The organism is Streptomyces sp. NBC_00433, from assembly GCA_036015235.1.
Classification (GTDB): domain Bacteria; phylum Actinomycetota; class Actinomycetes; order Streptomycetales; family Streptomycetaceae; genus Actinacidiphila.
In genome coordinates, this window is record CP107926.1 from 6,631,822 (window position 1) to 6,655,044 (window position 23,223).

Sequence of the window (23,223 nt, forward strand, 5' to 3'; positions counted from 1 at the left end):
TGCGACACTCGGGTGATGGGGGACAACAGTTGGTGGGTCGGAGTGCTCACGGCGCTGACCGCGCTGGGCGCCAGTTGGGTCACGAGCCGGGGTAACACGAACGGTGCCCGTGTCCAGGCGGAGGTCGCCGCGCGCGTCAAGGAAGTGGCCGACGCCAGGGACCGGCGGCGCGATGCCTACCGGGACCTCAGCGCGCAGGTGAACGCCTTGTCCGAGGTCTTCTGGAGAATGGAAGTGGTCGACCAGGCGTCCTCGGCGTCGACCCGTCGGACGATCATCGGCGAGATGCAGGCCGCCTCACGCGAGGCGGTCAGCCGCGTCACCAAGGCCAGCAGGGACGTGCTGCTCGAAGGGCCCGCCGACGTCGCCGAGAAGGCCCGCGAGCTTCGGCGGTTGGCCGTCGACACCCATCTGCTGCTGATCCAGCTCGTCGACGGGTCGGACGAGCCGAGAGCCGCCTACAACCGGGCCTACCGGCTCTTCCGCGACCACCACATCCGGTTCATCGAGGCCGCGCGGAGCGCCCTGGAGGTGAGATGAGCCGGCCCCGTCCGGCGAGGGCGTGTCGCCGCGGCTCGACGCCCTCGCCGACGGGGATGGAGCGGCACTCCGCTCAGGAGGAGGCCCGTCCGCTCCCCGCGCTCACCCCTTCGTGGCCGACGGGCCGGCCGACTGTGTCGGGGTCGCCGTGGGCGGCGGGCCGAAGGTCACCTGGATCGAGGTGAAGCCCAGCGAGGTCAGCAGCTGCTGGAGCATCGTCCGGGTGTTGGTCTCGGCGCGGGCGGCCAGCTCGGTCTGCTTGGCGGCGTCCTGGATCTTCTGCGCGGCCAGCTCGTTGAGCTGCTGCACATTGCCGGTGTCGCTGCCGAAGAAGTCGCCGACCCGGTCGAAGAAGCCGCGCGACTGGGAGACCACGTAGGAGTGCTTGGTGTCCAGCGCGGTCCGCTCCAGCGCCGCGTGCGGCAGCCGCAGCGAGGCGCTCTTGCGGTCGTCGGAGACCGTCACCGCGCCTTCCTTGACGGTGCCGAGGTCGACGTAGGCGTCGACGCTGCCGGCCCCGACGTAGAGGGTGCGCTTGCCGCGCACGACATCGGGCAGGTATTTGGCGTCCTTGTCGAGGTCCACGACGACCTCGAAGTTGCCACTCGCGCCCTCGAAGCGGTTCATGTCCTGAATGGACTTCAGGAGCACCGGGCCGCTGCGGTCCTTGGTCGTCTCCGCGAACGGATTGGGCAGGCCGGGCAACCAGTTCGCCTTGCCCAACAGGACGAACAGCAGCCCCAGGACGACGACTCCGATAACGGTCCGGGCCCACCAGGGCATCCGGCTTACTGCGTACTGCGTGGCCATGACACACCTCCTCACCCTCTCGGCTACCCGGGCAGGGCGGTGTGATGACCGTAGGTTCCTCCCAACCTCCCGCCGGGCGGCGGGAGGTTGGGACCAGGAGACGGTGGGACCACAGGAACGCGGGACCGCGGGGCCGCTCCTTGAGGAAGCGGCCCCGCGGTCCGGTGGATCAGTGGCTGCGGCGGCGCAGCCGGACCGAGGCCATCACGGCGCTGCCGGCGAGCAGGAGCCCGCCGCCCGCGATTCCGGCGGCGGTCGTGGCGCTGCTGGAGCCGGTCTCCGCGAGCTGCTCCCCGGTGTTCGGGGTCGCGGTGGCGGTCGGCGTGGGGGTCGCGGTGGCGGTGGGGGTGGCCGACGGGGAGGCCGTGGGGGTCGCCCCTGCCTTGCTGGTGATGTTCAGCGCGGTCCGCGGCTCGCACATGCCGCTGCCGGTGAAGGACGGCGTACCGGGGTGCTCGTTGACGATGACGCAGTCCTCCAGCGCGGCGTGGCCCGCCGGGTGGTCTGCCCGGTAGGAGACCCGGACCTGTGTCGTGGCCGAGCTGTTCGCGGGGAAGGTGATGTCCTTTCCGTCGAGGTAGAAGCCCTGCGAGAGGTCGCTCTCCGGGTTGGCCACCGAGGAGAGGGTGACCCACCGACCGCCCTTGAACACCTGGACGGTCGCGTACTTGTCGGTGAAGAGCACGTGCGAGAGGTTCGTGTACTCCGAAGGCGTCGGGTTGGTGACACGCGCGCCGAACTTGATCGCGGGCCCGCCCGCGGCCGCGCTCACCGGCACACCGATCAGGGACGGGGTGATCGGCGTGACCTTGATCGTGTTCGTGACGTCGACGTCGGCCATCAGCTCCCCTTCGGGGATCAGGGCCGAGTTCAGCTTGACGTGGTCGGTGCCGCCGTTGGTGTCACCGTGGTGCGGGGTGCCCATCGGCATGCCGATCCGCAGGTGGACGGTCTGCGTGGTGCCCGGCGCCACCGAGAAGGTCTCGGTCGTCCGGCCGTAGAACTCGCCGTACTTGGTGTTGTAGGTCAGCGCCAGCGGCTCCCATGTGCCGTCGGCGCCGCGGAATTCCAGGCTCATGCTGTCGGAAAGCACCCCGGTGCCCGTCTCTGCCGCGAACGACAGGTACTCGGGCACGAAGGTGGTACCGGTGTTGCCGAACGTCTCGGTGAATTCGACGGGCCCCCCCGCGAAACCGATCTCAGTCGGAGCGTCCACCGAAATGGACATCTTCCGGGTGTCGTCGACGTTCGGTGCGGCGTGGGCCGTCGTCGCCGGGCCGAGGGCCAGGACGGCGCCCGACAGGGCGACGGCGACGGCGGACGCGCGCAGGGCGCGGCGGCGGTGTGTGGTGCGGTTCAACGTATCCCCCCAGGATGCGCGAAGTGGCCGGGCCTGATCGGCCCGTGCCGTGAACGGGCCGATCAGGCCCGTGATGCGGACGGAAGCATTCAGCTGAACGCTGCGTCGCACAAGGAGACACGGGTCAGCCCCGGATGGTTGTCCAGCTGTTTGTCGTGGTTGCGTAACGGGCCGAGGGCGGGTGGGACGGTGACCGCCGATGGCCGCCGCTCGGCCGGTGGAAGGCCGCCGCTCGGCCGGTGGAGGGCCGCCGCCGGGCCCGTGGAGACCCCCGACCCGGCCCGCGGAGGCTCGTCGCCCGGCCAGGATTCCCGAATATTTCGACACGGTGTCCGAATCTTTTTGGGCTCCGGGAAGACAATCGACACCGTCGGGGCGCGGACGGACGGCAACCCACCGGGCTACGATCGCTGCCATGAGTGCCACGATTCCCCAGCCTTCGCACGATGACCAGTCGGGTACCGCCGGCGAGGGCACGGCGACGCTCGCCGAGATCGCCCGGGCCGCCGGGGTCTCGGCTCCGACTGTTTCGAAAGTGCTCAACGGCCGCGGCGACGTGGCCCCCGCCACCCGCAGCCGCGTCGAGGACCTGCTGCGCCGGCACGGCTACCAGCGCCGCCGCGGCAGCATGCAGCCCGCGCCGCTGCTCGACCTGGTCTTCCACGAGCTGGAGAGCTCCTGGGCGATGGAGGTGATCAGGGGCGTCGAGCGGGTGGCCGGGCAGGAGGGCCTCAGCGTGGTGCTCTCGGAGTCCGCGGGCCGCCTCAGCCCCGGCCAGACCTGGGTGGACGGGGTGCTCGCCCGCCGCCCGACCGGTGTGATCCTGGTGCTGTCCGGGCTCGACCCGGCGCAGCGCGCCCAGCTGATCAGCCGCGACATACCGTTCGTGGTGCTCGACCCGGCCGGCGACCCCGGCGAGGACGTGCCGGCGATCGGCGCGACCAACTGGCAGGGCGGCCTGGCCGCCACCCGCCACCTGCTGGACCTGGGCCACACCAGGATCGGCGTGCTCGGCGGCCCGGCCGGGATGATGTGCAGCCGGGCCAGGATCGACGGCTACCGCGCCGCGCTGGAGACCGCCGGGGTGCGCTACGACCCCGACCTCGTCATCTCGGGCAACTTCCACCACGAGGCCGGCTACACGGCGGGCCTGGAACTGCTGCGCCGACCGGACCGCCCCACCGCCGTCTTCACCGGCAACGACCTGCAGGCGCTCGGCCTCTACGAGGCGGCCCGCGAGCTGGGCATGTCGATCCCGCGCGACCTGAGCGTGGTCGGCTTCGACGACCTGCCGCTCGCCACCTGGATCAGCCCGCCGCTGACCACCGTGCGGCAGCCGCTGACGGAGATGGCCGAGGCGGCCGCCCGGCTGGTGCTCGACCTCAGCCGCGGCCGGGAGCCCAGCACCCTGCGGGTGGACCTGGCGACGCGCCTGGTGGAGCGCAGCAGCACGGCGCCGCCGGCCGCCGCGGCCGAGGGCGCGTGACGCGGGGCATCACGGCCCGGAGACCCGCACCGGGTAGCTGGCCACCGCCACCGAGTCGTCGTCCAGGCAGTGCCCGTCCGTCAGGTCGAAGCGCTGCTTGAGCAGCGGCGAGGCGACGTAGGCGCGGTCCTGGAGAGTGCCGAGCAGCCCGTGGCTGAGCACCCCCGCACCGGTGAAGGGGTCCACATTGCCGATGGCGTAGAGCCGCCCGGCCCGGTCGCGGAAGAGGGCGGCCTGCCGCCCGTCGGGCAGCAGCGCGGCCACCCCGCGGCCCGGCAGCAGCTCGTCGGCCGCGCACACCGCCAACCAGCCGTCCGCGGTGCGCAGTTCGACCGTCCCGGTCAGCGGGGGGGCGGGGGAGGTCACGTCACTCATGCGGTCACCGTTTCCGTCAGGGTGAGCAGGATCGGTTCAGGCTTGATCTGGCCGCGCTCGGGAACGAACCGGACGGTCGGGTCCGGGGTGTCGGGCGCGTTGACGAAGGACACGAAGCGGCTCAGCCGCTCCGGGTCGTTGACGGTGTCCGCCCACTCGTCGCGGTAGCCGGCGACATGCGCGGCCATCAGCGCCTCCAGCTCCTCGCAGATGCCCAGCGAGTCGTGGACGACGACATCGCGTACGTGGTCCAGGCCGCCCGCGACGCGCTGCAGCCACACGCTGGTGCGCTCCAGCGGCTCCGCGGTGCGGATGTAGAACATCAGGAAGCGGTCGATGAGCCGCACCAGTTCGGCGTCGGAGAGGTCCTGCGCCAGCAGGTCGGCATGCCGCGGGGTGGCGCCGCCGTTGCCGCCGACGTAGAGATTCCAGCCGTTGGCGGTCGCGATCACCCCGAAGTCCTTGCTCTGCGCCTCCGCGCACTCCCGGGCGCAGCCGGACACCGCCGACTTGAGCTTGTGCGGCGAGCGCAGGCCCCGGTAGCGCAGCTCCAGGTCGATCGCCATCCTGACGCTGTCCTGCACGCCGTAGCGGCACCAGGTCTGCCCCACGCAGGACTTCACCGTCCGCAGCGCCTTGCCGTAGGCGTGCCCCGACTCGAAGCCGGCATCGACGAGCCGGGTCCAGATCAGCGGCAGCTGCTCCACCCGGGCGCCGAAGAGGTCGATGCGCTGACCGCCGGTGATCTTCGTGTAGAGGCCGAAGTCGCGGGCCACCTCGCCGATCACGATCAGCCGCTCGGGGGTGATCTCACCGCCGGGGATGCGCGGCACGATCGAATACGACCCGTTCTTCTGCATGTTGGCCAGGAAGTGGTCGTTGGTGTCCTGCAAGGCGGCCTGCTCGCCGTCCAGTACGTGCACGCTCGCGCCGACCGTCGCCGCCAGCGACGCCAGGATCGAGGCGACGGCGGGCTTGCACACCTCGCAGCCGTCGGTGCCGCGCGCGCCCTCCCGGCCGTGGCCGTCGAGCAGTTCGCGGTAGGAGGAGATCCGCAGCGCGAGGACCACCTCGTAGAGCTCGGCCCTGGTCTGCGCGAAGTGCGGGCACAGGCCCCTGTCCACCGTGACGCCGTTCGCCTCCAGCTCGGCGGTCACCAGCTGGCCCAGCACCTTCACGCAACTGCCGCAGCCCGTACCGGCCTTGGTGCACTTCTTCACCTCGGGGACGGTGCCGCAGCCGTGGTCGGTGACCGCGCCGCGGATCGCGCCCTTGGTCACGTTGTGGCAGCTGCACATCACCGCCTCGTCGGGCAGCGCCGCAGGGCCGAGCGTGACCGGGGCGCCCGCGCCCGCGGGCAGCACCAGGTGCTCGGGCGCCACCGGCGGCACCGAACCCGTCAACGGCCGCAGCACACCGTACGATTCGACGTCGCCGACCAGCACGCCGCCCAGCAGCGTCCCGTCCGCGCCCACCACCAGCTTGCGGTAGACGCCCGACCTGGCGTCGGAGTAGCGCACGTCCAGGCAGCCGTCGGTGGTGCCGTGCGCGTCGCCGAAGCTCGCCACGTCCACGCCCAGCAGCTTGAGCTTGGTCGACAGGTCGGCGCCCGTGAAGGCGCCCGCGTCGCCCGCGATGGTCCGCGCGGCGGTCTCGGCCATCTCGTTGCCGGGCGCCACGAGGCCGTAGACCCGGCCGTCGCTGGCCAGCGCGCACTCGCCGATGGCGAAGACCGCGGCATCCGCCGTACGGCACTGCTCGTCCACCACGATCCCGCCGCGCTCGCCGACCGGCAGCCCGCAGGCCCGCGCCAGGTCGTCCCGCGGTCGCACCCCGGCGGAGAAGACCACCATGCCGGCGGGCAGCACGGAACCGTCCGACAGCGCCATCCCGCTGACCCGGCCGTCGTCGCCCACGGTGATCTCCGAGGTGCCGACACCGGTGTGCACGCTCACCCCGAGCCCCTCGACGCTGCGCCGCAGCGCCTGGCCGCCGCCCTCGTCGACCTGCACCGGCATCAGGCGGGGCGCGAACTCCACGACGTGCGTGTCGAGTCCGAGCCCCCTGAGCGCGCCCGCCGCCTCAAGTCCCAGCAGCCCACCGCCGACCACCGCACCGCTGCTCACACCCCGCGCGTACGCCTCGATCGCCAGCAGGTCCTCGATGGTGCGGTAGACGAAGCAGCCCGCCGCGTCCTTGCCCGGCACCGGCGGCACGAACGGGTACGAGCCGGTGGCCAGCACCAGCGTGTCGTAGACCACCGTCAGCCCCGAACGGGCCGTCACCGTACGGGAGCCGCGGTCCACGGACACCGCCGGGTCGCCCACGTGCAGCTCGATACCGTGCCGGTCCATGAAGCCGTCCTCGACCATGGAGAGGTCGTCAGGGCTGGCGTTCTCGGAGAAATACGAGGTCAGGTGCACCCGGTCGTACGCCGGGCGCGGCTCCTCGCACAGCACCACCACCCGCGCCCGCTCGGTCACCCCGCGGTCGGCGAGGGCTTCGAGGAAGCGCTGCCCGACCATCCCGTGGCCGATGAGCACGATCGTGTCGTCCCTGCTGTTGCGGCTCGCAGCCGTGGTGACAGCCATGCCCAAACCTCCGTCGTCGGCCATGGCACGAGCCTGCGCGGCGGCTGTTTCCCACCCGCATCCCCGCCATTACCCCGAAGGAACGGTGCGCTCATCCGGTGCCGCGCCGGGCTGTGAGCCGGGTGCCCCCAGCCTGACCGGATCGTTCCGTGTCGGGTCATGATCGTGTCTGGCGGACCCCGCCGCCGGGCGGGCAGGATCACGCCATGACCCCCGCCTCGCACACCGCGCTCATCGTCATCGACGTCCAGGAGTCCTTCCGCCGCCGGGAGAGCTGGCAGGCCGCCTCCGACCCCGACGTGGCCGGCAAGGTCGCCCTGCTGGTCGACCACGCCAGGCTGCACGGCGACCTGGTCGTGTGGGTGCTGCACACCGAACCCGGGTCCGGCACCGTCTTCGACCCGGCGAGCGGGCACGTACGGCTGATGGCCGGGCTCGACCCCGCGGACGGCGAACCGGTGCTCACCAAGACCTCGCACAACGCCTTCACCACCACCAACCTCCAGCAGATCCTCACCGAGCGCGGCATCCGCGCCCTGGTCACCTGCGGCATCCGCACCGAGCAGTGCGTCGAGACCACCACCCGGCTCGCCTCCGACCTCGGCTACGACGTCACCTTCGCCGTCGACGCCACCGCCACCGAGCCCATCGCGCACCGCGACGCGCCCGAGGACCGCCCACTCGCCGAGGTGCTCGCCGACCCGCGTACGCTGCTGCCCGCCGAGATCATCGCCCGTACCGAATACGCGCTGGCGGGCCGCTTCGCCACCGTCGCAACCGTCAAGGAGCTGACCGGATCGTGACCCGGGTGGTCTTCCTGCTCGTCCCGCAACTGCATCTGCTCGACCTCGCGGGACCGGCCCAGGTGTTCTCCACCGCGGCCGACCACGGCCTCGGCCACACGCTGCACTACACGGCCGAGCAGGAAGACGTACCCACCGCGCAGGGCATCGCGCTGCGCGCCGACCCGGTGCTGCCCGCGCTCACCGCCGGCGACCTGGTCGTCGTCCCCGGCTGGCGCTCGCACACCCTGCGCGACAACGGCGCGCTGACCCCCGCCACCCTGGACTGGCTGCGCGCCCACCACACGGCCGGCGGCACCGTCGCCAGCGTCTGCGCCGGGGCCGACGCGCTGGGCCGCGCGGGCCTGCTCGACGGCCGCCGCTGCACCACCCACCACGACGTCCAGGACGAACTCGCCCGCCGTTACCCGCGGGCCACCGTCGTCCGGGACGTCCTCTACGTCGTCGACGGCCGCGTCGTCACCTCCGCGGGCATCGCCAGCGGCATCGACCTCGCCCTGCACCTGGTCGCCGCCCACCACGGCCCGGCCGCCGCGGCCCGCGTCGCCCGCGAGATGGTCGTCTACGCCCGCCGCAACGGCGACGAGCACCAGACCAGCGCGATGCTCCGCCACCGGGCCCACGTCAGCGACGCCGTCCACCGCGCCCAGGACCTCATCGACACCCACTACACCTCGCGCCTGGCCCTGACCGACCTGGCCACCGCCACCGGCCTGAGCGAACGCACCCTGACCCGCCGCTTCACCGCCGCCACCGGCCTCACACCGCTGCGCTACCAGCAGGAGCTGCGGATCGAACGGGCCGAGCACCTGATCGGCCACGGCACGACCGTGGAGTCCGCGGCGCGGGCGGTCGGCTTCCAGGACGCCAGGATGCTGCGCAGGCTGCGGGCCCGCACGGTGCTCAGCCCCGAGCCCTGACGGTCACTGTCGGGGCGTGCCGGACAGGGAAGTTGACCGAACTGGCGATGAAGCAGGCGCGGTGGGCCTCCGAGTGGAGCGCCGCCGCCTTCTCCGCCATTGCCGCGTCGGCGACCTCCACCGCGGGGTGGAGCAGGGCGTCGGTGAAGTGGCCGCCGCCGTCCGGCGTCTGGACCATCGTGCCCGCGGCCTGGTCGGTGTAGGCCGTCACCGTCACGTCGTTGACCGCGCACAGGTGCAGGTAGGCCAGCATGTGGCACTGCGACAGGGCCGCGAGCAGCAGCAGTTCGGGATTCCAGCGGGACGCGTCACCGCGGAAGGACGGGTCGGACGACCCGAGCAGGACCGGGACGCCGGGGGCGGTGACCTCGTGGGCGCGCTCGTAGGCACGGTAAGTGCTGGTGCCGGAACCGAGATTGCCGGTCCACACCAGGTCGGTGCGGTAGGTGTGGGTGTTCGCTGACGCCATGGGGGAGGGGTCCTTTCAGCCGCAGGTGTCGAGTACGTGCTGCCGGGCCACGGCGGCGGCGTCCGCCGCGCGGCCCTCGGTGATCGCCGCCAGCAGCTCGCGGTGCTGGCCGTTCACCTGCGCCGGGCGGTGCGGCGCGTCGAGCGAGGCGCGGGTGGAGACCACGATCTGGTCCCAGAGGCGGTCGAGGACCGCCTGCGCCGGGGCGTTCGCGGACAGGGCCGCCACGCGGGTGTGGAAACGGCGGTTGTACGCCACCGCGTCCGCGAGGCGGCCCGCGTCGGTGGCCTCCTCGGTCAGGGCCGCGTCCGCCGCGAGCGCGGTCAGCTCCGCCGGGGCGATCAGGCCCGCGGCCTGGCGTCCCGCTGCCAGCTCGGCCGTCAGCGCCTCCAGCGCCGCCCGCACCCGGTAGGTGTCCCGGAGCGCCGCCGGGTCCAGCGCCGTCACCACGACGCCTCGCCCGTCCGCGCTCCTGACCAGGCCGTCTGCCACGAGGCTTCGCAACGCCTCCCTGACCGGTGTGCGGCTCATCGCCAGCACGCCGGCGACCTCCGTCTCGGTGAGCCGCTCCCCGGGCGCGTAAGCCCCCGCCACGATCATCTCGCGCAGCCGCGCGTGGGCGGCGTCGGTTTGCTGCATGCGGTGAGCTTACCGTATGCACTGCATACAATCCGCTCGGCGAGCTTCCTGCCACTCCCTGCGGGGTGCTGTTACGGACTCCACAGTTGCGCTGTGTGGGGGCTGGTCGCGCAGTTCCCCGCGCCCCCAGGTGGGTGCCACTTGCTGTGGCGTTGCTTTCTTTCCCGCCTCGTCGGCGGGGCGCGCAGTTCCCCGTGCCCCTGGAAAACGCGTGCCCTCCTGCGCACAGAGCCCAGCCCCTGCCAGGGGCAAACGCCTGACGGCGGAGGACGCAGGACCCAAAGGGGCGCGGGGAACTGCGCGACCAGCCACAGCGGACCGCAACTGTGAACGCAACAGAGCGAGGCACCCCCCAGGGGCGCGGGGAACTGCGCGCACGGCCCCCACCGGGCCGCAGGCAGGCAACGTCACCGCAAGGGGCAGGACCTCGGGGGCGCGGTGAACTGCGCGACAAGCCACCCACGCGGCGCAACCGTGGACTCCGTAACAGCACCCCGCAGGGGGTCAGTGGGCAGAAGCCAGCGCAGCGGGGATGTGGGGGTCCGCCGGCCCCAGGAAGCGCGGCCCCGGGTGGACGGCGGCGTCCAGCGCCGCCTTGCTCGCGGCGAGCAGCTCGCGTGCGCCGCCCGCGTACCACGTCACGTCGTGCGGCTCGGAGACGCCGACGCCGTAGACGTCGAGGCCGGCCGCTTCGCAGAGGGCCACGGCCCGCCGGATATGGAACCCCTGGCTGACCAGAATCGCCCGCCGCACCCCGAAAACGCGCTTCGCGCGACTGCACGAGTCCCAGGTGTCGAACCCGGCGTCGTCCACGACCACCCGCCCGGAGGGCACACCGTGGGCCACGAGATACGTCCGCATCGCGCCCGGCTCGTCGTAGGCCGTGCGGCTGTTGTCCCCGGTGACCAGCAGCACCCGCACCTTGCCCGCCCGGTAGAGGGCCGCGGCAGCGTCGAGGCGGTGGGCGAGGTAGGGCGAGGGGCGGCCGTCGGTGAGGCCCGCGCCGAAGACGACGCCGACCGGCTCCGCCGGGACGTCGGCGAGGTCCCGCACCCGCCCGCCGCCCGCGAGCTGGACCCATACCGCGGGCAGCAGCGCGACCGTGCACAGCCCCGCGGCCACCCGCACCGTGCGCCGCCGGCCTTGGCGGGTCCGTGGCAACCGGAGCACCCGCATCCCCCACCCCCTCCGTCACGACCACCGACGCGCGGCGAACAGCCCGCGGTTGCGGGCGCACCCGGCACAGTGGTCGCAGACCGCACCGCCGACCGCCCAGGAGGCCACCGTGACCGACCGCCTGCCCTTCTTCGTCTACGGCACCCTGCTGCCGGGCGAGCGCAACCACGGGCTGCTGGCAGGGCGTACGCGCGGCTGGACCCCGGCGGCGCTGCCGGGCGCGCTGCTCTTCGACGGCCCCGGTTATCCCTTCGCCGTGGCCGACCCGGCGGGGGAGGGGCGGGTGTCCGGCGAGGTCGTGGAGATAGCCGCGGCAATGTACGACGCCGTGGTCGCCGACCTGGACCGGCTTGAGGACTACGTCCCCGGCGCCCCGGCGAACCGCTACGAGCGGGTGCGCAGGGCCGTGCGCGGCGAGCGCGGCCAGGCCGAGGCGTGGGTCTACCTCGCGGGCCCGGCCCTCGCCCGGGACCTGCTGGCGTCGGGCCGCCCCATCCCTGGCGGGGACTGGCGGCGCCGCGACCTCACCGGCGGGGGCGCGGGCGTGTGATGCCGGGGCAAAGATCCGTGACCGCGCACGCAACGGCGTCGCAATGCCGATCCCGCACCATGGACATATGACGTTTTCCCGCCCCGCCCTGGTGGCCGTCGCCCACGGCAGCCGCGACCCGCGCGCACTGCCCGCGGTCCGCGCGCTGCTCGACCGGGTGAGGGCGGCACGCCCCGGCGTGGACATACGCCTCGGCCATGTCGAGCTGAACGAGCCCCTGCTTCCCGACACCCTCGCCGCCCTCCGAGGCGAGGCCGTCCTGGTCCCGCTGCTCCTTGGCCGCGGCCACCACGTCAAACACGACCTGCCCGCGGCGCTGTCCGCGGCCCCGTGGCTGTGCGGCACGGTCGCCGCCCCGCTCGGGCCGCATCCGCTGCTCGCGGAGGTCCTGCACGACCGCCTGCTGGCGGCGGGCTGGGCGGGGGCGCCCTCCCGCGCCGGGGCGGCGGGTCGCGCCGTCGTGCTCGCCGCCGCCGGGTCCCGCGACCCGGACTCCGCCGTCGACACCGGGCGCACCGCCGCGCTGCTCGCCGCCCGGCTCGGGGTGCCCGTCCTCCCCGCCTACGCCTCCGCCGCCGCGCCCGCCGTCACCGACGCCCTCGACGCGCTCGCCGCCCGCGGCATCGGCCGGGGGCGTATCGCCGTGGCGTCGTATTTCACCGCGCCGGGCCGCTTCGCCACCCAGACGTCGCTGCCCGCCCCCTGGATCGCGGCGGCGCCGCTCGGGGCGCACGAGGCGATGGCCCGCCTCGTCCTGCACCGCTACGACGAGGCCGTACGCGCGCTGCGCGCGCCGGACCCCGCACACCGGCCGCTCGCCCGCGCGAGCTGAAACCGGGTGGCCGCGGACACCGCGCCGCCACCCGCGGCGGTTACCGTCGGGTCATGGACACCGACGACCCGCGCCTGGGGCCTTACGAGCGATACGGCCCGTACGCGGCGGCCGACACGGACCGCTACGTGCCCGAGCCGGACAAACGGCCCGGGCGCACGGCCTTCCAGCGGGACCGGGCCAGGGTGCTGCACTCCGCCGCCTTGCGCCGCCTCGCCGGGAAGACGCAGGTCGTCGACCCGGGCGTGAGCGACGCCGCCGTGCCCGACACCAGCCCGCGCACCCGGCTCACGCACTCACTCGAATGCGCCCAGGTCGGCCGCGAACTGGGCGCCGCACTCGGCTGCGACCCCGACCTGGTCGAGACCGCGTGCCTCGCGCACGACCTCGGGCACCCGCCCTTCGGCCACAACGGCGAGGTCGTGCTGGCCGAATTCGCCGCGGACTGCGGCGGCTTCGAGGGCAACGCGCAGAGCCTGCGGCTGCTCACCCGTATCGAACCCAAGCGGTTCGACCCCGCGGACCTCAGCGTCGGGCTCAACCTCACCCGGGCCGCGCTCGACGCCGCCACCAAATACCCCTGGCCGCGGGGCGGCACCCCGGGCGCGCCCGGCAGCCCCAAATTCGGGGTCTACGAGGACGACCTCGCCGTCTTCCACTGGGCCCGGCAGGGCGCGCCCGACGACCGCACATGCTTCGAGGCGCAGGTCATGGACTGGTCCGACGACGTCGCCTACTCCGTGCACGACGTCGAGGACGGCCTCCAGGCCGGGCACATCGACCCCCGCGCACTGACCTCGGGTCCCGAAAGGGCCGAGGTCTTCGGGTGCGCGGCGGCCCGTTACGCCCCGCCGGGCGCCTCCCCGGACGAGCTGGCCGCCGCGCTCGACCGGCTCCTCGCCCAGCCGTGGTGGCCGAACCACTACGACGGCTCCGCCCGCGGCCAGGCCCGCCTCAAGGACGCGGCGTCCCAGCTCATCGGCCGCTTCTGCCTCGCCGCGGAGGGGGCCACGCGCGAGCGGTACGGTACCGCTCGGCTCACGCGCTACGGGGCCGAGCTTGTCGTTCCGCGCGACCAGCGGCTGGAGTGCGCGGTCCTCAAGGCGGTCGCCGACTGCTACGTCATGCAGCGGGCCGCTCAGGCGCGGCGCCGGGCCGCGCAGCGGGTCGTCATCTCCGAGCTTGCCGCTGCGCTGCTCTCGCTTGCCCCCGTGGGGCTCGATCCGCAGTTCGCGGCGATATTCGCCGCCGCGGCGGACGATCGGGCGCGGCGGCGCGCGATCGTCGACCAGATCGCGTCCCTCACGGACGCCGCCGCGACGGCGCTCCACGCCCGCCTTACGCGGTGACCCGCGGTCTCTCCGTCCCCACCTGCGGCCCGGTGGTGGGGAGGCCGTAACCGCACCCCGCGGGGGGACCGGGGAAGACATGGCGTGGCGCTCTTCCCGACGGCCCCGCCGTGAGGGACGCTCACGGGTAAGGAAAGACCGGCAGGGGAGGCGCACAGTGGTGGACGCACACCAGACCTTCGTGATCGTCGGAGCGGGACTCGCCGGGGCGAAAGCCGCGGAGACGTTGCGCTCCGAGGGTTTCACCGGCCGGGTGATACTGATCGGGGACGAGCGCGACCACCCGTACGAACGGCCACCCCTGTCCAAGGGGTATCTGACGGGCAGCGCGGAGCGGGACTCCGCCTTCGTGCAGGCCCCCGCCTGGTACGCGGAGCACGACATCGAGCTGCACCTGGGGCAGCCCGTGGTGCACCTGGACAGGAAGACCCGCACGATCACCCTCGGCGACGGCTCGACGCTGATCTACGACAAGCTGCTGCTGGCGACCGGCTCGGAGCCGCGGCGGCTGGACATCCCGGGTACGGACCTGGCCGGGGTGCACCACCTGCGGCGGCTGGCGCACGCCGACCGGCTCAAGCACGTGCTGACCAGCCTGGGCCGGGAGAACGGCCACCTGGTGGTGGCCGGGGCGGGCTGGATCGGTCTTGAGGTGGCCGCCGCGGCCCGCGGCTACGGCGCCGAGGTGACCGTCGTGGAGTCCGGGCCGACGCCGCTGCACGGGGTGCTCGGGCCGGAGCTGGGCGCCGTCTTCACCGATCTGCACGCCGAGCACGGCGTCCGCTTCCACTTCGGCGCCCGGCTGACCGAGATCACCGGCCAGGACGGCATGGTCCTGGCCGCGATCACCGACGACGGCCAGGAGCACCCGGCGCACGACGTGCTCGCCGCGATCGGCGCGGCCCCGCGTACCGCGCTGGCGGAGGTCGCGGGGCTGGCGATGGCGGCCCGCGAGGAGGGCGGCGGCATCGCGGTGGACGCGGGCTTGCGCACCTCCGATCCGGACATCTTCGCGGCGGGCGACGTCGCGAACGCCGAGCACCCGCTGCTGGGGTCCGCCATGCCGGAGGCCAGGGGAGGCCGGCTGCGGGTCGAGCACTGGGCGAACGCGCTGAACGGCGGCCCGGCGGCGGCCCGCTCGATGCTCGGCCGCCCGGTGTCCTACGACCGGGTCCCGTACTTCTTCACCGACCAGTACGACCTGGGCATGGAGTATTCCGGCTACGCGGCCCCCGGCTCGTACGACCAGGTGGTGTGCCGCGGTGATGTCGGGAAGCGGCACTTCATCGCCTTCTGGCTCCGCGAGGGCCGGGTGCTCGCGGGGATGAACGTCAACATCTGGGATGTGACCGAGCAGATCCAGCAGCTGATCCGCTCGGGCCGGCAGATCGACCCCGACGCGCTGTCGGACCCGGCGGTCCCGCTAACCTCGTTCCTGGACTGACCAGGAAGGACACCCGACATGCCCGTTTCGCGTACCGCCGTCGTCGCCGTCGAGGAGATATTCGCCCTGCGGTGGGCGGTACTGCGGACCGGGCTGCCGCGGGAGACCGCGGTCTATCCGGAGGACGCGCGCCCCGGCACCTTCCACATCGCCGCCTACGACGGGTCCGGCGCCGTCCAGGGCTGCGCCACCTTCTTCCCCGACGGGTTGCCCGGCGAGGCGGCTCCCGCCTACCGCTTCCGCGGCATGGGCAGCGCGCCGGAGATACGCGGCCAGGGCTTCGGCGCCGCCGCGCTGACGGCGGGCCTGCGCGAGTGCGCGGCCCGTGGCGCCGAGCTGGTGTGGTGCAACGGCCGGATCGCGGCCACCGGCTTCTACGAGCGGCTGGGCTTCACCGCGGTCGGCGAGGAATTCGTGGTCGAGCCGAGCGGCCCGCACTACGTCTTCGTCACGAAGGACCTGGACCGCGGCTGAGCCGAGCCGTCAGAAGCTGTCCGAGACGAGCCGTAGACTTCACGCGTGGCGGGCAGGATCAGGGACGACGACGTGAAGGCGGTAAGGGACGCCGTCCCGATCGACGCCGTCGTCTCCGAATACCTCCAGCTGAAGAACGCGGGCGGCGGCAATCTGAAGGGCCTGTGCCCCTTCCACGACGAGAAGTCGCCGTCCTTCCAGGTCAGCCCGTCCAAGGGCCTCTTCCACTGCTTCGGCTGCGGTGAGGGCGGCGACACGCTGGCCTTCGTGATGAAGCTCGACCACCTGTCCTTCACCGAGGCCGTCGAGCGGCTGGCCGGGCAGGCGGGCATCACCCTGCGGTACGAGGAGGGCGGGCATGTGCCCGGCCGCCAGCAGGGCGAGCGCATCCGGCTGGTCGAGGCGCACCGCGCCGCGGCCGCCTTCTTCGTCGAGCAACTGGGCGGCGCCGAGGCCGAGATCGGCCGGAAGTTCCTGGCCGAGCGGGGTTTCGACCAGGCCGCCGCGGAGCATTTCGGGGTCGGTTACGCGCCCGCCGGGTGGGACCACCTGGTGCGGTTCCTGCGCGGCAAGGGCTTCTCCGACAAGGAGCTGATGACCGCCGGGCTCGCCCTGGAGAGCCGCCGCGGCGGGGCGATCGACCGCTTCAGGGGCCGGCTGATCTGGCCGATCAGGGACATCACCGGCGAGGTGATCGGCTTCGGCGCGCGCAAGCTGCGCGAGGACGACCAGGGGCCGAAGTATCTGAACACCTCGGAGACCCCGCTCTACCGCAAGTCCCAGGTGCTCTACGGCATCGACCTGGCCAAGAAGGAGATCGCCAGGACCGGGCGGGCGGTCGTGGTCGAGGGCTACACCGATGTGATGGCCTGCCATCTGGCCGGGGTCACCACGGCGATCGCCACGTGCGGTACGTCCTTCGGCGGCGACCACATCAAGATCCTGCGCCGCCTGCTGATGGACAATGCCACCTCGGAGGTCGTCTTCACCTTCGACGGTGACGAGGCCGGGCGGAAGGCGGCGCTGCGGGCCTTCGAGGACGACCAGAAATTCGCCGCGGAGACGTCCATCGCGGTCACTCCCGGCGGCATGGACCCGTGCGAGCTGCGGCTCGCCGAGGGCGACGCGGCGGTGCAGCGGCTCATCGACGGGCGGACCCCGCTGTTCGCCTTCGCGCTGCGCTCGATCGTGTCGCGCTACAACCTGGACACCGACGAGGGCCGGGTCGCGGCGGTCGACGCGGCGGTCCCGGTGGTCGCGGCGATCAAGAACCAGGCGCTGCGGGACCGTTACGCGATCCGGCTGGTCGGCATGGCGGGTATCGGGACGCAGTCCGAGGAGGTCTCGATGATCCGCCGGGTCCGGGCGATGGCCCGCGCCCGCGCGGCGGGCGGCGGCGGCACCTCGTCCCGTCCCGAGTACGCGCGGCGCCCCGAGCGCGGTCAGGCCGCCGCGCCGCCGCAGAACGTGCCGCGCGGGCCGCGCCTGGACCTGCGCAGCCCGGCCCACCGGGTGGAGCGGGAGCTGCTGAAGCTGGCCCTGCAGTATCCGGCGCTGGTCTCGCCGGCCTTCGACGCCTACGGCGAGGACGAATTCACCGGGCCGCCCTACGCGCAGGTGCGCCGGGTCATCGCCGAGGTCGGCGGGGTGGAGCAGGCCGACGCGGAATTCCTGGTCCGGGTGCGGGAGGCCGCGCCCGACGACACCGTGCGGATGATGGTGACCGAGCTCGCGGTCGAGCCGGTGATGCACAAGGCGCCGGAATTCTACGCGGGGGAGGTGCTGGTGCGGGTGCGGATGCTGGCGGTCGAGCGCCGGGTCGCACAGGTGCAGGCCACCCAGGCGCGCTTCTCCGCCCAGGGCGTCCCGGCGGACGCGCCCGAGGTCACGGCGGCGCTGGGCGAGTTGTGGGCGCTCCAGCAGTACGGCCAGCGGCTGCGCGAGCAGGGCGCGGCGGCGCTGTAGCGGTGCGGCGGCGGGGCCGTCGGCCGTGTCGGATCGAACGCGAAGCGTAACGGAAAACGAAAAACCGGCCGCACGACCCTCGTGGCATCGGCCTTGCGTGGGCCACACTGGGTGACGGCCCAGAGCCCGCCTCGGCGCCTTCCGAGCCTTCTCCGAGCCCTCTCAGAGCCCAATGTCGCGCTCACCGCGGAGGTCGCTTCCGTGCAGACGCAAACGCAAACGCAGGCGCAGATCCCGATACCGGTGTCCCTGCCGGCCAGTGGGCCGGTCCTGGCACCCGTCGCCGCCCTCGACGCGGAAGAGGTCGCCCGGGTGCCCGAACAGCGCGCGGAGTCCGGACCACCGCCCGACGGCCGTCCCGACGAGGCGGCGCCCTTCGATCCGGCGGTGGTCGACGTGGTGGCCGATGTGGCGGTCGACGTGGTGGCCGACGTCGTGGTCGGCCCCGCGCAGCGCCGCCGCCCGCGGGCCGATCCGAGCGGCCCGTCCGCCGACCTCTTCCGGCAGTATCTGCGGGAGATCGGCCGTATCCCGCTGCTGACGGCCGCGCAGGAGGTGGAGCTGGCACGGCAGGTCGAGGCGGGGCTGTTCGCCGAGGAGAAGCTGACCGCCTTCCCGGACCTGGACTCGCAGCTCGCGGTGGACCTCGACTGCATCGTCGTGCAGGGCCGGATGGCCAAGCGGCGGCTGATCGAGGCGAATCTGCGGCTGGTCGTGTCGGTGGCGAAACGTTACATCGGACGCGGCCTGACGATGCTTGACCTGGTCCAGGAGGGCAACCTCGGGCTGATCAGGGCGGTCGAGAAGTTCGACTACGCCCGCGGCTACAAGTTCTCGACCTATGCCACCTGGTGGATCCGCCAGGCCATGTCCCGCGCGCTCGCCGACCAGGCCCGTACGATCCGCGTCCCGGTCCATGTCGTGGAGCTGATCAACCGCGTCATCCGCGTGCAGCGCCGGCTGCTCCAGGAACGCGGCTACGAGCCCAGCGCGGAGGACGTCGCCGCCCAGCTCGACATCACCCCGGAGCGGGTCGGCGAGGTCCTCCGCCTCGCCCAGGAGCCGGTCTCGCTGCACGCGCCGGTCGGCGAGGAGGACGACGTCGCCCTCGGCGACCTCATCGAGGACGGCGACGCCGCCTCCCCGGTCGAGTCGGCCGCCTTCATGCTGCTGCGCGAACACCTCGAAGCGGTCCTCTCGACCCTCGGCGAACGCGAACGCAAGGTCGTCCAGCTCCGCTACGGCCTCGCCGACGGCCGCCCCCGAACCCTGGAGGAGATCGGCCGCCTCTTCGGCGTCACCCGCGAACGCATCCGCCAGATCGAGTCCAAGACCCTCGGCAAACTCCGCGACCACGCCTTCGCCGACCAGCTCCGCGGCTACCTGGAGTAGAGCCGAGTACCTCCTACCTAGCCCCGGTCCCGCGTCGCCGAGACCGACTGCCCCTGGTAGCCGCCTGCGCGGACCGCGGCGGTGATCGCGTCCAGCACCGGGCGGGGCGCCTCGCCGAGGAGCCCCGCCAGGTCGGACGACCGGGCCTCGGCGCGGCCCGCGACCACGTTGGAGAACACCGACAGGGCGTGCGCGACCTGGTAGGGCTCAAGGCCGCTGCCCTCCAGGCCCGCGCGGGTCTCGGCCAGCGACGCGGCCCGGTAGGCGACCGGCCGCCCGAGCGCCTCGGACAGCGCGCCGGCGATGTCCGCGCCGCCGATCGCGGTGGCGCCCTCCAGCTCGTAGACCCGGCCCGCGTGGCGGCTCGGGCGCCCGGCCGCCAGGTCGAACTGCGACTCGGCGGCGACCCGTACGGCCGCGTCGGCCAGGTCCTGCTTGGCCACCACCGAGACCCGCCCCTCGCCGAAGGGCGCCGCGAAGACCCCGGTGGCCGCCGCCTCGCCCGCGCCCGCGGTCGCCAGCCCGACCGGCACCTCCGTATAGAGGCCGTTGCGCAGGATCGTCGTGGTGAAAGGTCCGGCGGCCAGCCGGTCCTCGGTCCAGCGGTGCGCGAGGGCGATCGTCATCGACTCCCCGGAGGACGCCAGGCTCGTGTAGACGACATGGCGCACGCCCGCGGCCGCGGCCGCGTCGGCGACCGCGCCGTGCCGGGCGTAGACGACGTCGTCCTCGGCGTAGCCGGCCGAGATGACGAGGAGCACGTCCGCGCCGCCGAACGCCCCGGGCAGCGACGCCGGGTCGTCGAAGTCGACGCGGCGGGCGCTCCGCCCGTCGCCGCCGCGGGTGCCGCCCACGACGTCGAGGCCCTCCCGGGCAGCAAGACCGCCCAGGACCAGCCGGCCGAGGCCGCCGGAGACACCGGTCACAAGAATCATCGCTGCTCTCCCTATGCGCGTCGCTTCGTGATGACGCTCCCGAGCCTGCGTCCGCGGCGCGTCCCGCGGAAGGAGGCACTTTCGCGTCAGGCGCTCACACCACGGTAAGCCCGCAGCTCAGCCGAGTTCCGCGGGAGGGGGGCCGACCAGGAAGCACGGCGCCGCGCGCGGTGTTGGGGAAGCAGGAAGCCGTGGCTCACGAAGGGGTCCTGATGGCCGTCACCCGAACCCGTACGACTCCCGTCGCCGAGCCGGCGGACCCGTACGCCCCCTGCGACGACGACTGCGGAATCCGCGACGTCCTCGACCGGCTCGGCGACCGGTGGTCCGTCCTGGTCGTCGTCGAACTGGCCAAGGGCACCCGGCGCTTCCGCGAACTGCACCACGCCGTCCCCGGCATCTCCCAGCGGATGCTGAGCGTGACGGCGAGGCGGCTGGTACGGGACGGCCTCGTGGAGCGGACGGTCTATCCGACGACCCCGCCGCAGACCGACTACCGCCTCACCGAGATGGGCCGCAGCTTCTCCGGCGCCGTGACCGCCCTGGCCGACTGGTCCCGCTCCCACAAGGACCTCATCGCCGACTCCCGCGCCGCCTTCGACACCCACCATTCCGACGGGACCCGCTGACCCGCCACCCACCGCGGCAACCCCCGCCCGGTGCGCCCGCGTCCTGAAGGGCAGGCGCTCTCCCACCCGGGGGCCGACCGAAGGGAGCGCGGCCATGAGCAGCGTCCGGATCCGCAGCCACGACGGAAGCACCCTGATCCCCGCCGAGCGGATCACCGCTCTCGACGTGCTGGGCACCGCCCTGGTGGCCCAGGTCCCCTCCATGGGCGGCCCGTTCGTCCTCGCCGAGGGCACCCCGCACGAACTGTCCGACGCGGCCCACGCGTTGATGCCGGGCATCACCGGCCTCGGCGACGGCGACCACATCGTCCGGGCGACCCGCTCGCCCACCGGCATCGGCTGGGACGCGACCACCTACGACGCGACCACCTACGACGAGACCGGCGCCCAGTCCGGCGGAGCCCAGTCAGGCGGCGCCGGCTGGGCCGCGGTCTCCACGGGCCGCGTCGACAAGAAGGCCTGGCCCGGCCGCCCGGGAGGCGGCTCCCGGCCGTGATCCGCGGTCAGCGCTCCGCGCGAGCGGGGATGCGGGGGTCCAGGATCGTCATCAGCAGGACCAGGACGCCGATGGCGGTGATCACGTAGGACACCGCGTGGAAGCCCGCGTCCGTGGCCGCGTCGCCGAAGGCGATGGCGATCAGGCTGGAGGAGAAGATCGCGCCGAAGTAGGCGAAGGTGCGGTAGAGGCCGGAGGCGACGGCGATCTCGCTCGCGGGTGACTGCACGTAGAGGGCGGCCTGGTTGGCGAAGCCGCTGAAGCCGTTCGCGAAGCCGAAGAGCATCGACATGCCGAGCAGCACGACCACCGGTGAGGTGTGGGTGATGAACAGCATCACCGCGCCGGTCAGCACCATCGAGATCCCGGTCAGGATCAGCGGCCACCGCACCCAGCCGCGCCCCGACACCAGGCGGGCGACCACGACGCTGACGCCGGACAGCGGCAGCAGGATCAGGCCCACCTGGCCGGCCGAGTAGTGGGCGCTCTCCTCCATCCACTGGCTGGTGCCGTAGAGGGCGGTGTAGGTGCCGAGCGAGACGAGCGCCTGGCGGACGTACGTGCGCAGCAGGCGCTGGTTGCGGCCCAGCATCCGTACGTCGACCAGCGGGCTGGCCGTACGCCGCTCCCACGCCATCAGGGCCGCGCCGAGCACGGCGGTCACCGGGGCCAGCCACCAGGTGGGGGAGGCCAGGTCGGACAGGAAGAGCAGCAGGCTGACGATCGTGCCGGCGAACAGCGCGATGCCGGGGACGTCGACGGTGCGGAAGAGCGACTCGTGGCGCTCCCTGGCCAGTGGCTTGTCCGGCGCCACGCCGATCAGCGTGAAGACCAGGGTGACGAGCGCGAGCGGCACATTGACCAGGAAGATCGCCCGCCAGCCCCACGCCCCGGCCAGCAGCCCGCCGAGCGGCAGCCCGACGACGATCGTGACCTGCGAGGCGATGGAGAAATTGCCCAGCACCCGGCTGGGCACACCGGTCCCCAGCTCGTCCGCCCGCTCTCTGACCAGCGCCATCGCCGTCGGATAGGCGGCCGACGTGCCGATCCCGATCAGCGCCCGCGACACCAGCAGGAAGCCGAACGCCGGGGCCGCGGCCCCGACGACGCCCGCGACCAGCAGGATCGCCACACCGGACAGGAAGACCCGGCGGGCCCCGAAGACGGCGGCCAGCTTGCCCATCGTGGGCTGCGCCACCGCGCTGCACAGGTACAGCACGGAGATCAGCGAGGCCGTGGTGCCCGGCCCCTTGTGGAAGTCGAGGCCGATCCCGACCAGGCCGGTCGCGATCATCGAGCTGTTGATCGGGTTGAGCGTCGAGCCCAGCAGCAGCGGGCTGACGAAACGCGGCCCGAACGGCTTTCCGGAGGCGGTGGGGCGGGTCTGCTCCGCGGTGTCCGCGGTCACGGCCGGGCGCTGAGGGCGTCCAGGACGTCCTGGGTCGTACCGGTCTCCGCGATGCGCGGGAAGATCCGCACGACGCTGTGCTCGTGCTGGCCGGTGTCGCGGTCGGACATGGCGTCGACGGGCAGCGTCACATGGAAGCCCTGCTCGTGCGCGTCCCTGGCGGTCGACTCGACGCCGCCGCTGGTGGAGACGCCGGTGACGACCACCTGCGTCACCCCGAGGTCGCGCAGCCGGTCGGCGAGACCGGTGCCGGTGAAGGCGCTGCGGGCGTATTTGGTGACGAGCAGGTCGCCGGGCCGCTGGTCAAGCTCGGGGATCAGCTCGGTCCACCCGTCGGGGAAGTCGAGCGTGCGGACCCCGCCGTCGGTCCGCCCGCCCGGCGCCCCCGCGACGTTCACCAGCACCACCGGCAGCCCGCGCTCGCGGAAGGCCCGCAGCAGGTCCGCCGTCCTGGCGGCGACGTCCTCGGCGGGGTGCGCGAGGGGCAGGCCGACGATGCCCTTCTGGAGGTCGATGACGATGAGCGCGGTGGTCGGGTCGACGGTGGTGACGGGCATGCTGAATCCTTCGGTGGATCGGG

General features: G+C 73.2%; 23 protein-coding genes. 13 read left to right on the plus strand and 10 right to left on the minus strand.

Features of this window, described 5'->3' with window-relative positions:
• Positions 1–15 precede the first annotated feature (15 nt).
• Positions 16–540, plus strand: coding sequence for a hypothetical protein (locus tag OG900_28260; GenBank protein WUH93619.1), 525 nt, complete (start codon positions 16–18; stop codon positions 538–540).
• Between the two features lie 102 nt (positions 541–642).
• On the opposite strand, the gene OG900_28265 is transcribed toward OG900_28260, so the two are convergent.
• Both OG900_28265 and OG900_28270 read right to left on the minus strand, forming a co-directional pair.
• Entirely contained in the window at positions 643–1,350 is a 708-nt protein-coding gene (locus OG900_28265) for a DUF4230 domain-containing protein (GenBank protein ID WUH93620.1), read from the minus strand.
• A 169-nt stretch (positions 1,351–1,519) separates the two neighbouring features.
• Positions 1,520–2,710 (minus strand): hypothetical protein, encoded by a 1,191-nt coding sequence (locus OG900_28270; protein ID WUH93621.1) that lies wholly within the window; start codon positions 2,708–2,710, stop codon positions 1,520–1,522.
• 415 nt (positions 2,711–3,125) lie between these two features.
• Between OG900_28270 and OG900_28275 the strand changes: the two genes are divergently transcribed.
• Positions 3,126–4,196 carry a LacI family DNA-binding transcriptional regulator gene (locus OG900_28275; protein WUH93622.1) on the plus strand — a complete coding sequence of 357 codons (1,071 nt, stop codon included), beginning with the start codon at positions 3,126–3,128 and terminating at the stop codon, positions 4,194–4,196.
• Between the two features lie 9 nt (positions 4,197–4,205).
• On the opposite strand, the gene nirD is transcribed toward OG900_28275, so the two are convergent.
• Entirely contained in the window at positions 4,206–4,571 is a 366-nt protein-coding gene (nirD, locus tag OG900_28280; protein WUH93623.1) for a nitrite reductase small subunit NirD, read from the minus strand.
• Positions 4,568–7,162 (minus strand): nitrite reductase large subunit NirB, encoded by a 2,595-nt coding sequence (nirB, locus tag OG900_28285; protein WUH93624.1) that lies wholly within the window; start codon positions 7,160–7,162, stop codon positions 4,568–4,570. The genes nirD and nirB overlap by 4 nt, the downstream gene beginning before the upstream one ends.
• Before the next feature lie 206 nt (positions 7,163–7,368).
• On the opposite strand from nirB, the gene OG900_28290 reads away from it, so the two are divergent.
• Together OG900_28290 and OG900_28295 are read left to right on the plus strand one after the other, a co-directional pair.
• Positions 7,369–7,965: an isochorismatase family protein gene (locus tag OG900_28290; protein WUH93625.1), complete on the plus strand. Its 597-nt coding sequence runs from the start codon at positions 7,369–7,371 to the stop codon at positions 7,963–7,965.
• Positions 7,962–8,885, plus strand: a complete 924-nt coding sequence (locus OG900_28295) for a DJ-1/PfpI family protein (GenBank protein ID WUH93626.1) — start codon at positions 7,962–7,964, stop codon at positions 8,883–8,885. Before OG900_28290 ends, OG900_28295 begins: the two co-directional genes overlap by 4 nt.
• Here OG900_28295 and OG900_28300 read toward each other — a convergent pair.
• The 3 genes from OG900_28300 to OG900_28310 all read right to left on the minus strand — a co-directional run bounded on the left by OG900_28300 (position 8,869) and on the right by OG900_28310 (position 11,169).
• Positions 8,869–9,354, minus strand: a complete 486-nt coding sequence (locus OG900_28300) for an OsmC family protein (protein WUH93627.1) — start codon at positions 9,352–9,354, stop codon at positions 8,869–8,871. The genes OG900_28295 and OG900_28300 overlap by 17 nt on opposite strands.
• Positions 9,355–9,369: 15 nt before the next feature.
• The gene (locus OG900_28305) at positions 9,370–9,993 is read right to left on the minus strand and encodes a GntR family transcriptional regulator (GenBank protein ID WUH93628.1); all 624 of its coding nucleotides are present in this window, start codon (positions 9,991–9,993) and stop codon (positions 9,370–9,372) included.
• Between the two features lie 504 nt (positions 9,994–10,497).
• A complete protein-coding gene (locus OG900_28310) occupies positions 10,498–11,169 on the minus strand; it encodes a YdcF family protein (protein WUH93629.1) in 672 nt (223 codons plus the stop codon).
• Between the two features lie 109 nt (positions 11,170–11,278).
• Between OG900_28310 and OG900_28315 the strand changes: the two genes are divergently transcribed.
• From OG900_28315 to OG900_28345, 7 genes are all read left to right on the plus strand, one after another.
• Positions 11,279–11,719 carry a gamma-glutamylcyclotransferase gene (locus OG900_28315; protein WUH93630.1) on the plus strand — a complete coding sequence of 147 codons (441 nt, stop codon included), beginning with the start codon at positions 11,279–11,281 and terminating at the stop codon, positions 11,717–11,719.
• Positions 11,720–11,762: 43 nt separating this feature from the next.
• Complete coding sequence (locus OG900_28320) at positions 11,763–12,551, plus strand: sirohydrochlorin chelatase (protein ID WUH93631.1); 789 nt, start codon at positions 11,763–11,765, stop codon at positions 12,549–12,551.
• 53 nt (positions 12,552–12,604) lie between these two features.
• Positions 12,605–13,900 carry a deoxyguanosinetriphosphate triphosphohydrolase gene (locus tag OG900_28325; protein WUH93632.1) on the plus strand — a complete coding sequence of 432 codons (1,296 nt, stop codon included), beginning with the start codon at positions 12,605–12,607 and terminating at the stop codon, positions 13,898–13,900.
• A 157-nt stretch (positions 13,901–14,057) separates the two neighbouring features.
• On the plus strand, positions 14,058–15,344 hold the full coding sequence (locus tag OG900_28330) for an FAD-dependent oxidoreductase (protein WUH93633.1): 1,287 nt from the start codon (positions 14,058–14,060) through the stop codon (positions 15,342–15,344).
• A gap of 18 nt (positions 15,345–15,362) precedes the next feature.
• A complete protein-coding gene (locus tag OG900_28335; GenBank protein ID WUH93634.1) occupies positions 15,363–15,818 on the plus strand; it encodes a GNAT family N-acetyltransferase in 456 nt (151 codons plus the stop codon).
• 45 nt (positions 15,819–15,863) lie between these two features.
• On the plus strand, positions 15,864–17,783 hold the full coding sequence (gene dnaG, locus OG900_28340) for a DNA primase (GenBank protein WUH93635.1): 1,920 nt from the start codon (positions 15,864–15,866) through the stop codon (positions 17,781–17,783).
• 201 nt (positions 17,784–17,984) lie between these two features.
• Positions 17,985–19,175: an RNA polymerase sigma factor gene (locus OG900_28345; protein WUH93636.1), complete on the plus strand. Its 1,191-nt coding sequence runs from the start codon at positions 17,985–17,987 to the stop codon at positions 19,173–19,175.
• A 17-nt stretch (positions 19,176–19,192) separates the two neighbouring features.
• Here OG900_28345 and OG900_28350 read toward each other — a convergent pair whose 3' ends face one another.
• The gene (locus OG900_28350) at positions 19,193–20,110 is read right to left on the minus strand and encodes an NmrA family NAD(P)-binding protein (protein ID WUH93637.1); all 918 of its coding nucleotides are present in this window, start codon (positions 20,108–20,110) and stop codon (positions 19,193–19,195) included.
• Between the two features lie 212 nt (positions 20,111–20,322).
• Between OG900_28350 and OG900_28355 the strand changes: the two genes are divergently transcribed.
• Positions 20,323–20,739, plus strand: coding sequence for a helix-turn-helix transcriptional regulator (locus OG900_28355; GenBank protein WUH93638.1), 417 nt, complete (start codon positions 20,323–20,325; stop codon positions 20,737–20,739).
• A 94-nt stretch (positions 20,740–20,833) separates the two neighbouring features.
• Entirely contained in the window at positions 20,834–21,235 is a 402-nt protein-coding gene (locus OG900_28360) for a hypothetical protein (protein ID WUH93639.1), read from the plus strand.
• A 7-nt stretch (positions 21,236–21,242) separates the two neighbouring features.
• Here OG900_28360 and OG900_28365 read toward each other — a convergent pair whose 3' ends face one another.
• Positions 21,243–22,643 (minus strand): MFS transporter, encoded by a 1,401-nt coding sequence (locus tag OG900_28365; GenBank protein WUH93640.1) that lies wholly within the window; start codon positions 22,641–22,643, stop codon positions 21,243–21,245.
• Positions 22,640–23,200: an isochorismatase family protein gene (locus OG900_28370; protein WUH93641.1), complete on the minus strand. Its 561-nt coding sequence runs from the start codon at positions 23,198–23,200 to the stop codon at positions 22,640–22,642. Before OG900_28370 ends, OG900_28365 begins: the two co-directional genes overlap by 4 nt.
• Between the last annotated feature and the right edge of the window lie 23 nt (positions 23,201–23,223).

Excerpts from the sequence above, each read along its gene's own strand:
- OG900_28260 (WUH93619.1), top strand. The coding sequence starts at position 16 with ATGGGGGACAACAGTTGGTGGGTCGGAGTGCTCACGGCGCTGACCGCG.
- OG900_28265 (WUH93620.1), bottom strand. The coding sequence starts at position 1,350 with ATGGCCACGCAGTACGCAGTAAGCCGGATGCCCTGGTGGGCCCGGACC.
- OG900_28275 (WUH93622.1), top strand. The coding sequence starts at position 3,126 with ATGAGTGCCACGATTCCCCAGCCTTCGCACGATGACCAGTCGGGTACC.
- nirD (WUH93623.1), bottom strand. The coding sequence starts at position 4,571 with ATGAGTGACGTGACCTCCCCCGCCCCCCCGCTGACCGGGACGGTCGAA.
- nirB (WUH93624.1), bottom strand. The coding sequence starts at position 7,162 with ATGGCTGTCACCACGGCTGCGAGCCGCAACAGCAGGGACGACACGATC.
- OG900_28290 (WUH93625.1), top strand. The coding sequence starts at position 7,369 with ATGACCCCCGCCTCGCACACCGCGCTCATCGTCATCGACGTCCAGGAG.
- OG900_28300 (WUH93627.1), bottom strand. The coding sequence starts at position 9,354 with ATGGCGTCAGCGAACACCCACACCTACCGCACCGACCTGGTGTGGACC.
- OG900_28305 (WUH93628.1), bottom strand. The coding sequence starts at position 9,993 with ATGCAGCAAACCGACGCCGCCCACGCGCGGCTGCGCGAGATGATCGTG.
- OG900_28310 (WUH93629.1), bottom strand. The coding sequence starts at position 11,169 with ATGCGGGTGCTCCGGTTGCCACGGACCCGCCAAGGCCGGCGGCGCACG.
- OG900_28320 (WUH93631.1), top strand. The coding sequence starts at position 11,763 with ATGCCGATCCCGCACCATGGACATATGACGTTTTCCCGCCCCGCCCTG.
- OG900_28325 (WUH93632.1), top strand. The coding sequence starts at position 12,605 with ATGGACACCGACGACCCGCGCCTGGGGCCTTACGAGCGATACGGCCCG.
- OG900_28335 (WUH93634.1), top strand. The coding sequence starts at position 15,363 with ATGCCCGTTTCGCGTACCGCCGTCGTCGCCGTCGAGGAGATATTCGCC.
- OG900_28350 (WUH93637.1), bottom strand. The coding sequence starts at position 20,110 with ATGATTCTTGTGACCGGTGTCTCCGGCGGCCTCGGCCGGCTGGTCCTG.
- OG900_28355 (WUH93638.1), top strand. The coding sequence starts at position 20,323 with ATGGCCGTCACCCGAACCCGTACGACTCCCGTCGCCGAGCCGGCGGAC.
- OG900_28360 (WUH93639.1), top strand. The coding sequence starts at position 20,834 with ATGAGCAGCGTCCGGATCCGCAGCCACGACGGAAGCACCCTGATCCCC.
- OG900_28370 (WUH93641.1), bottom strand. The coding sequence starts at position 23,200 with ATGCCCGTCACCACCGTCGACCCGACCACCGCGCTCATCGTCATCGAC.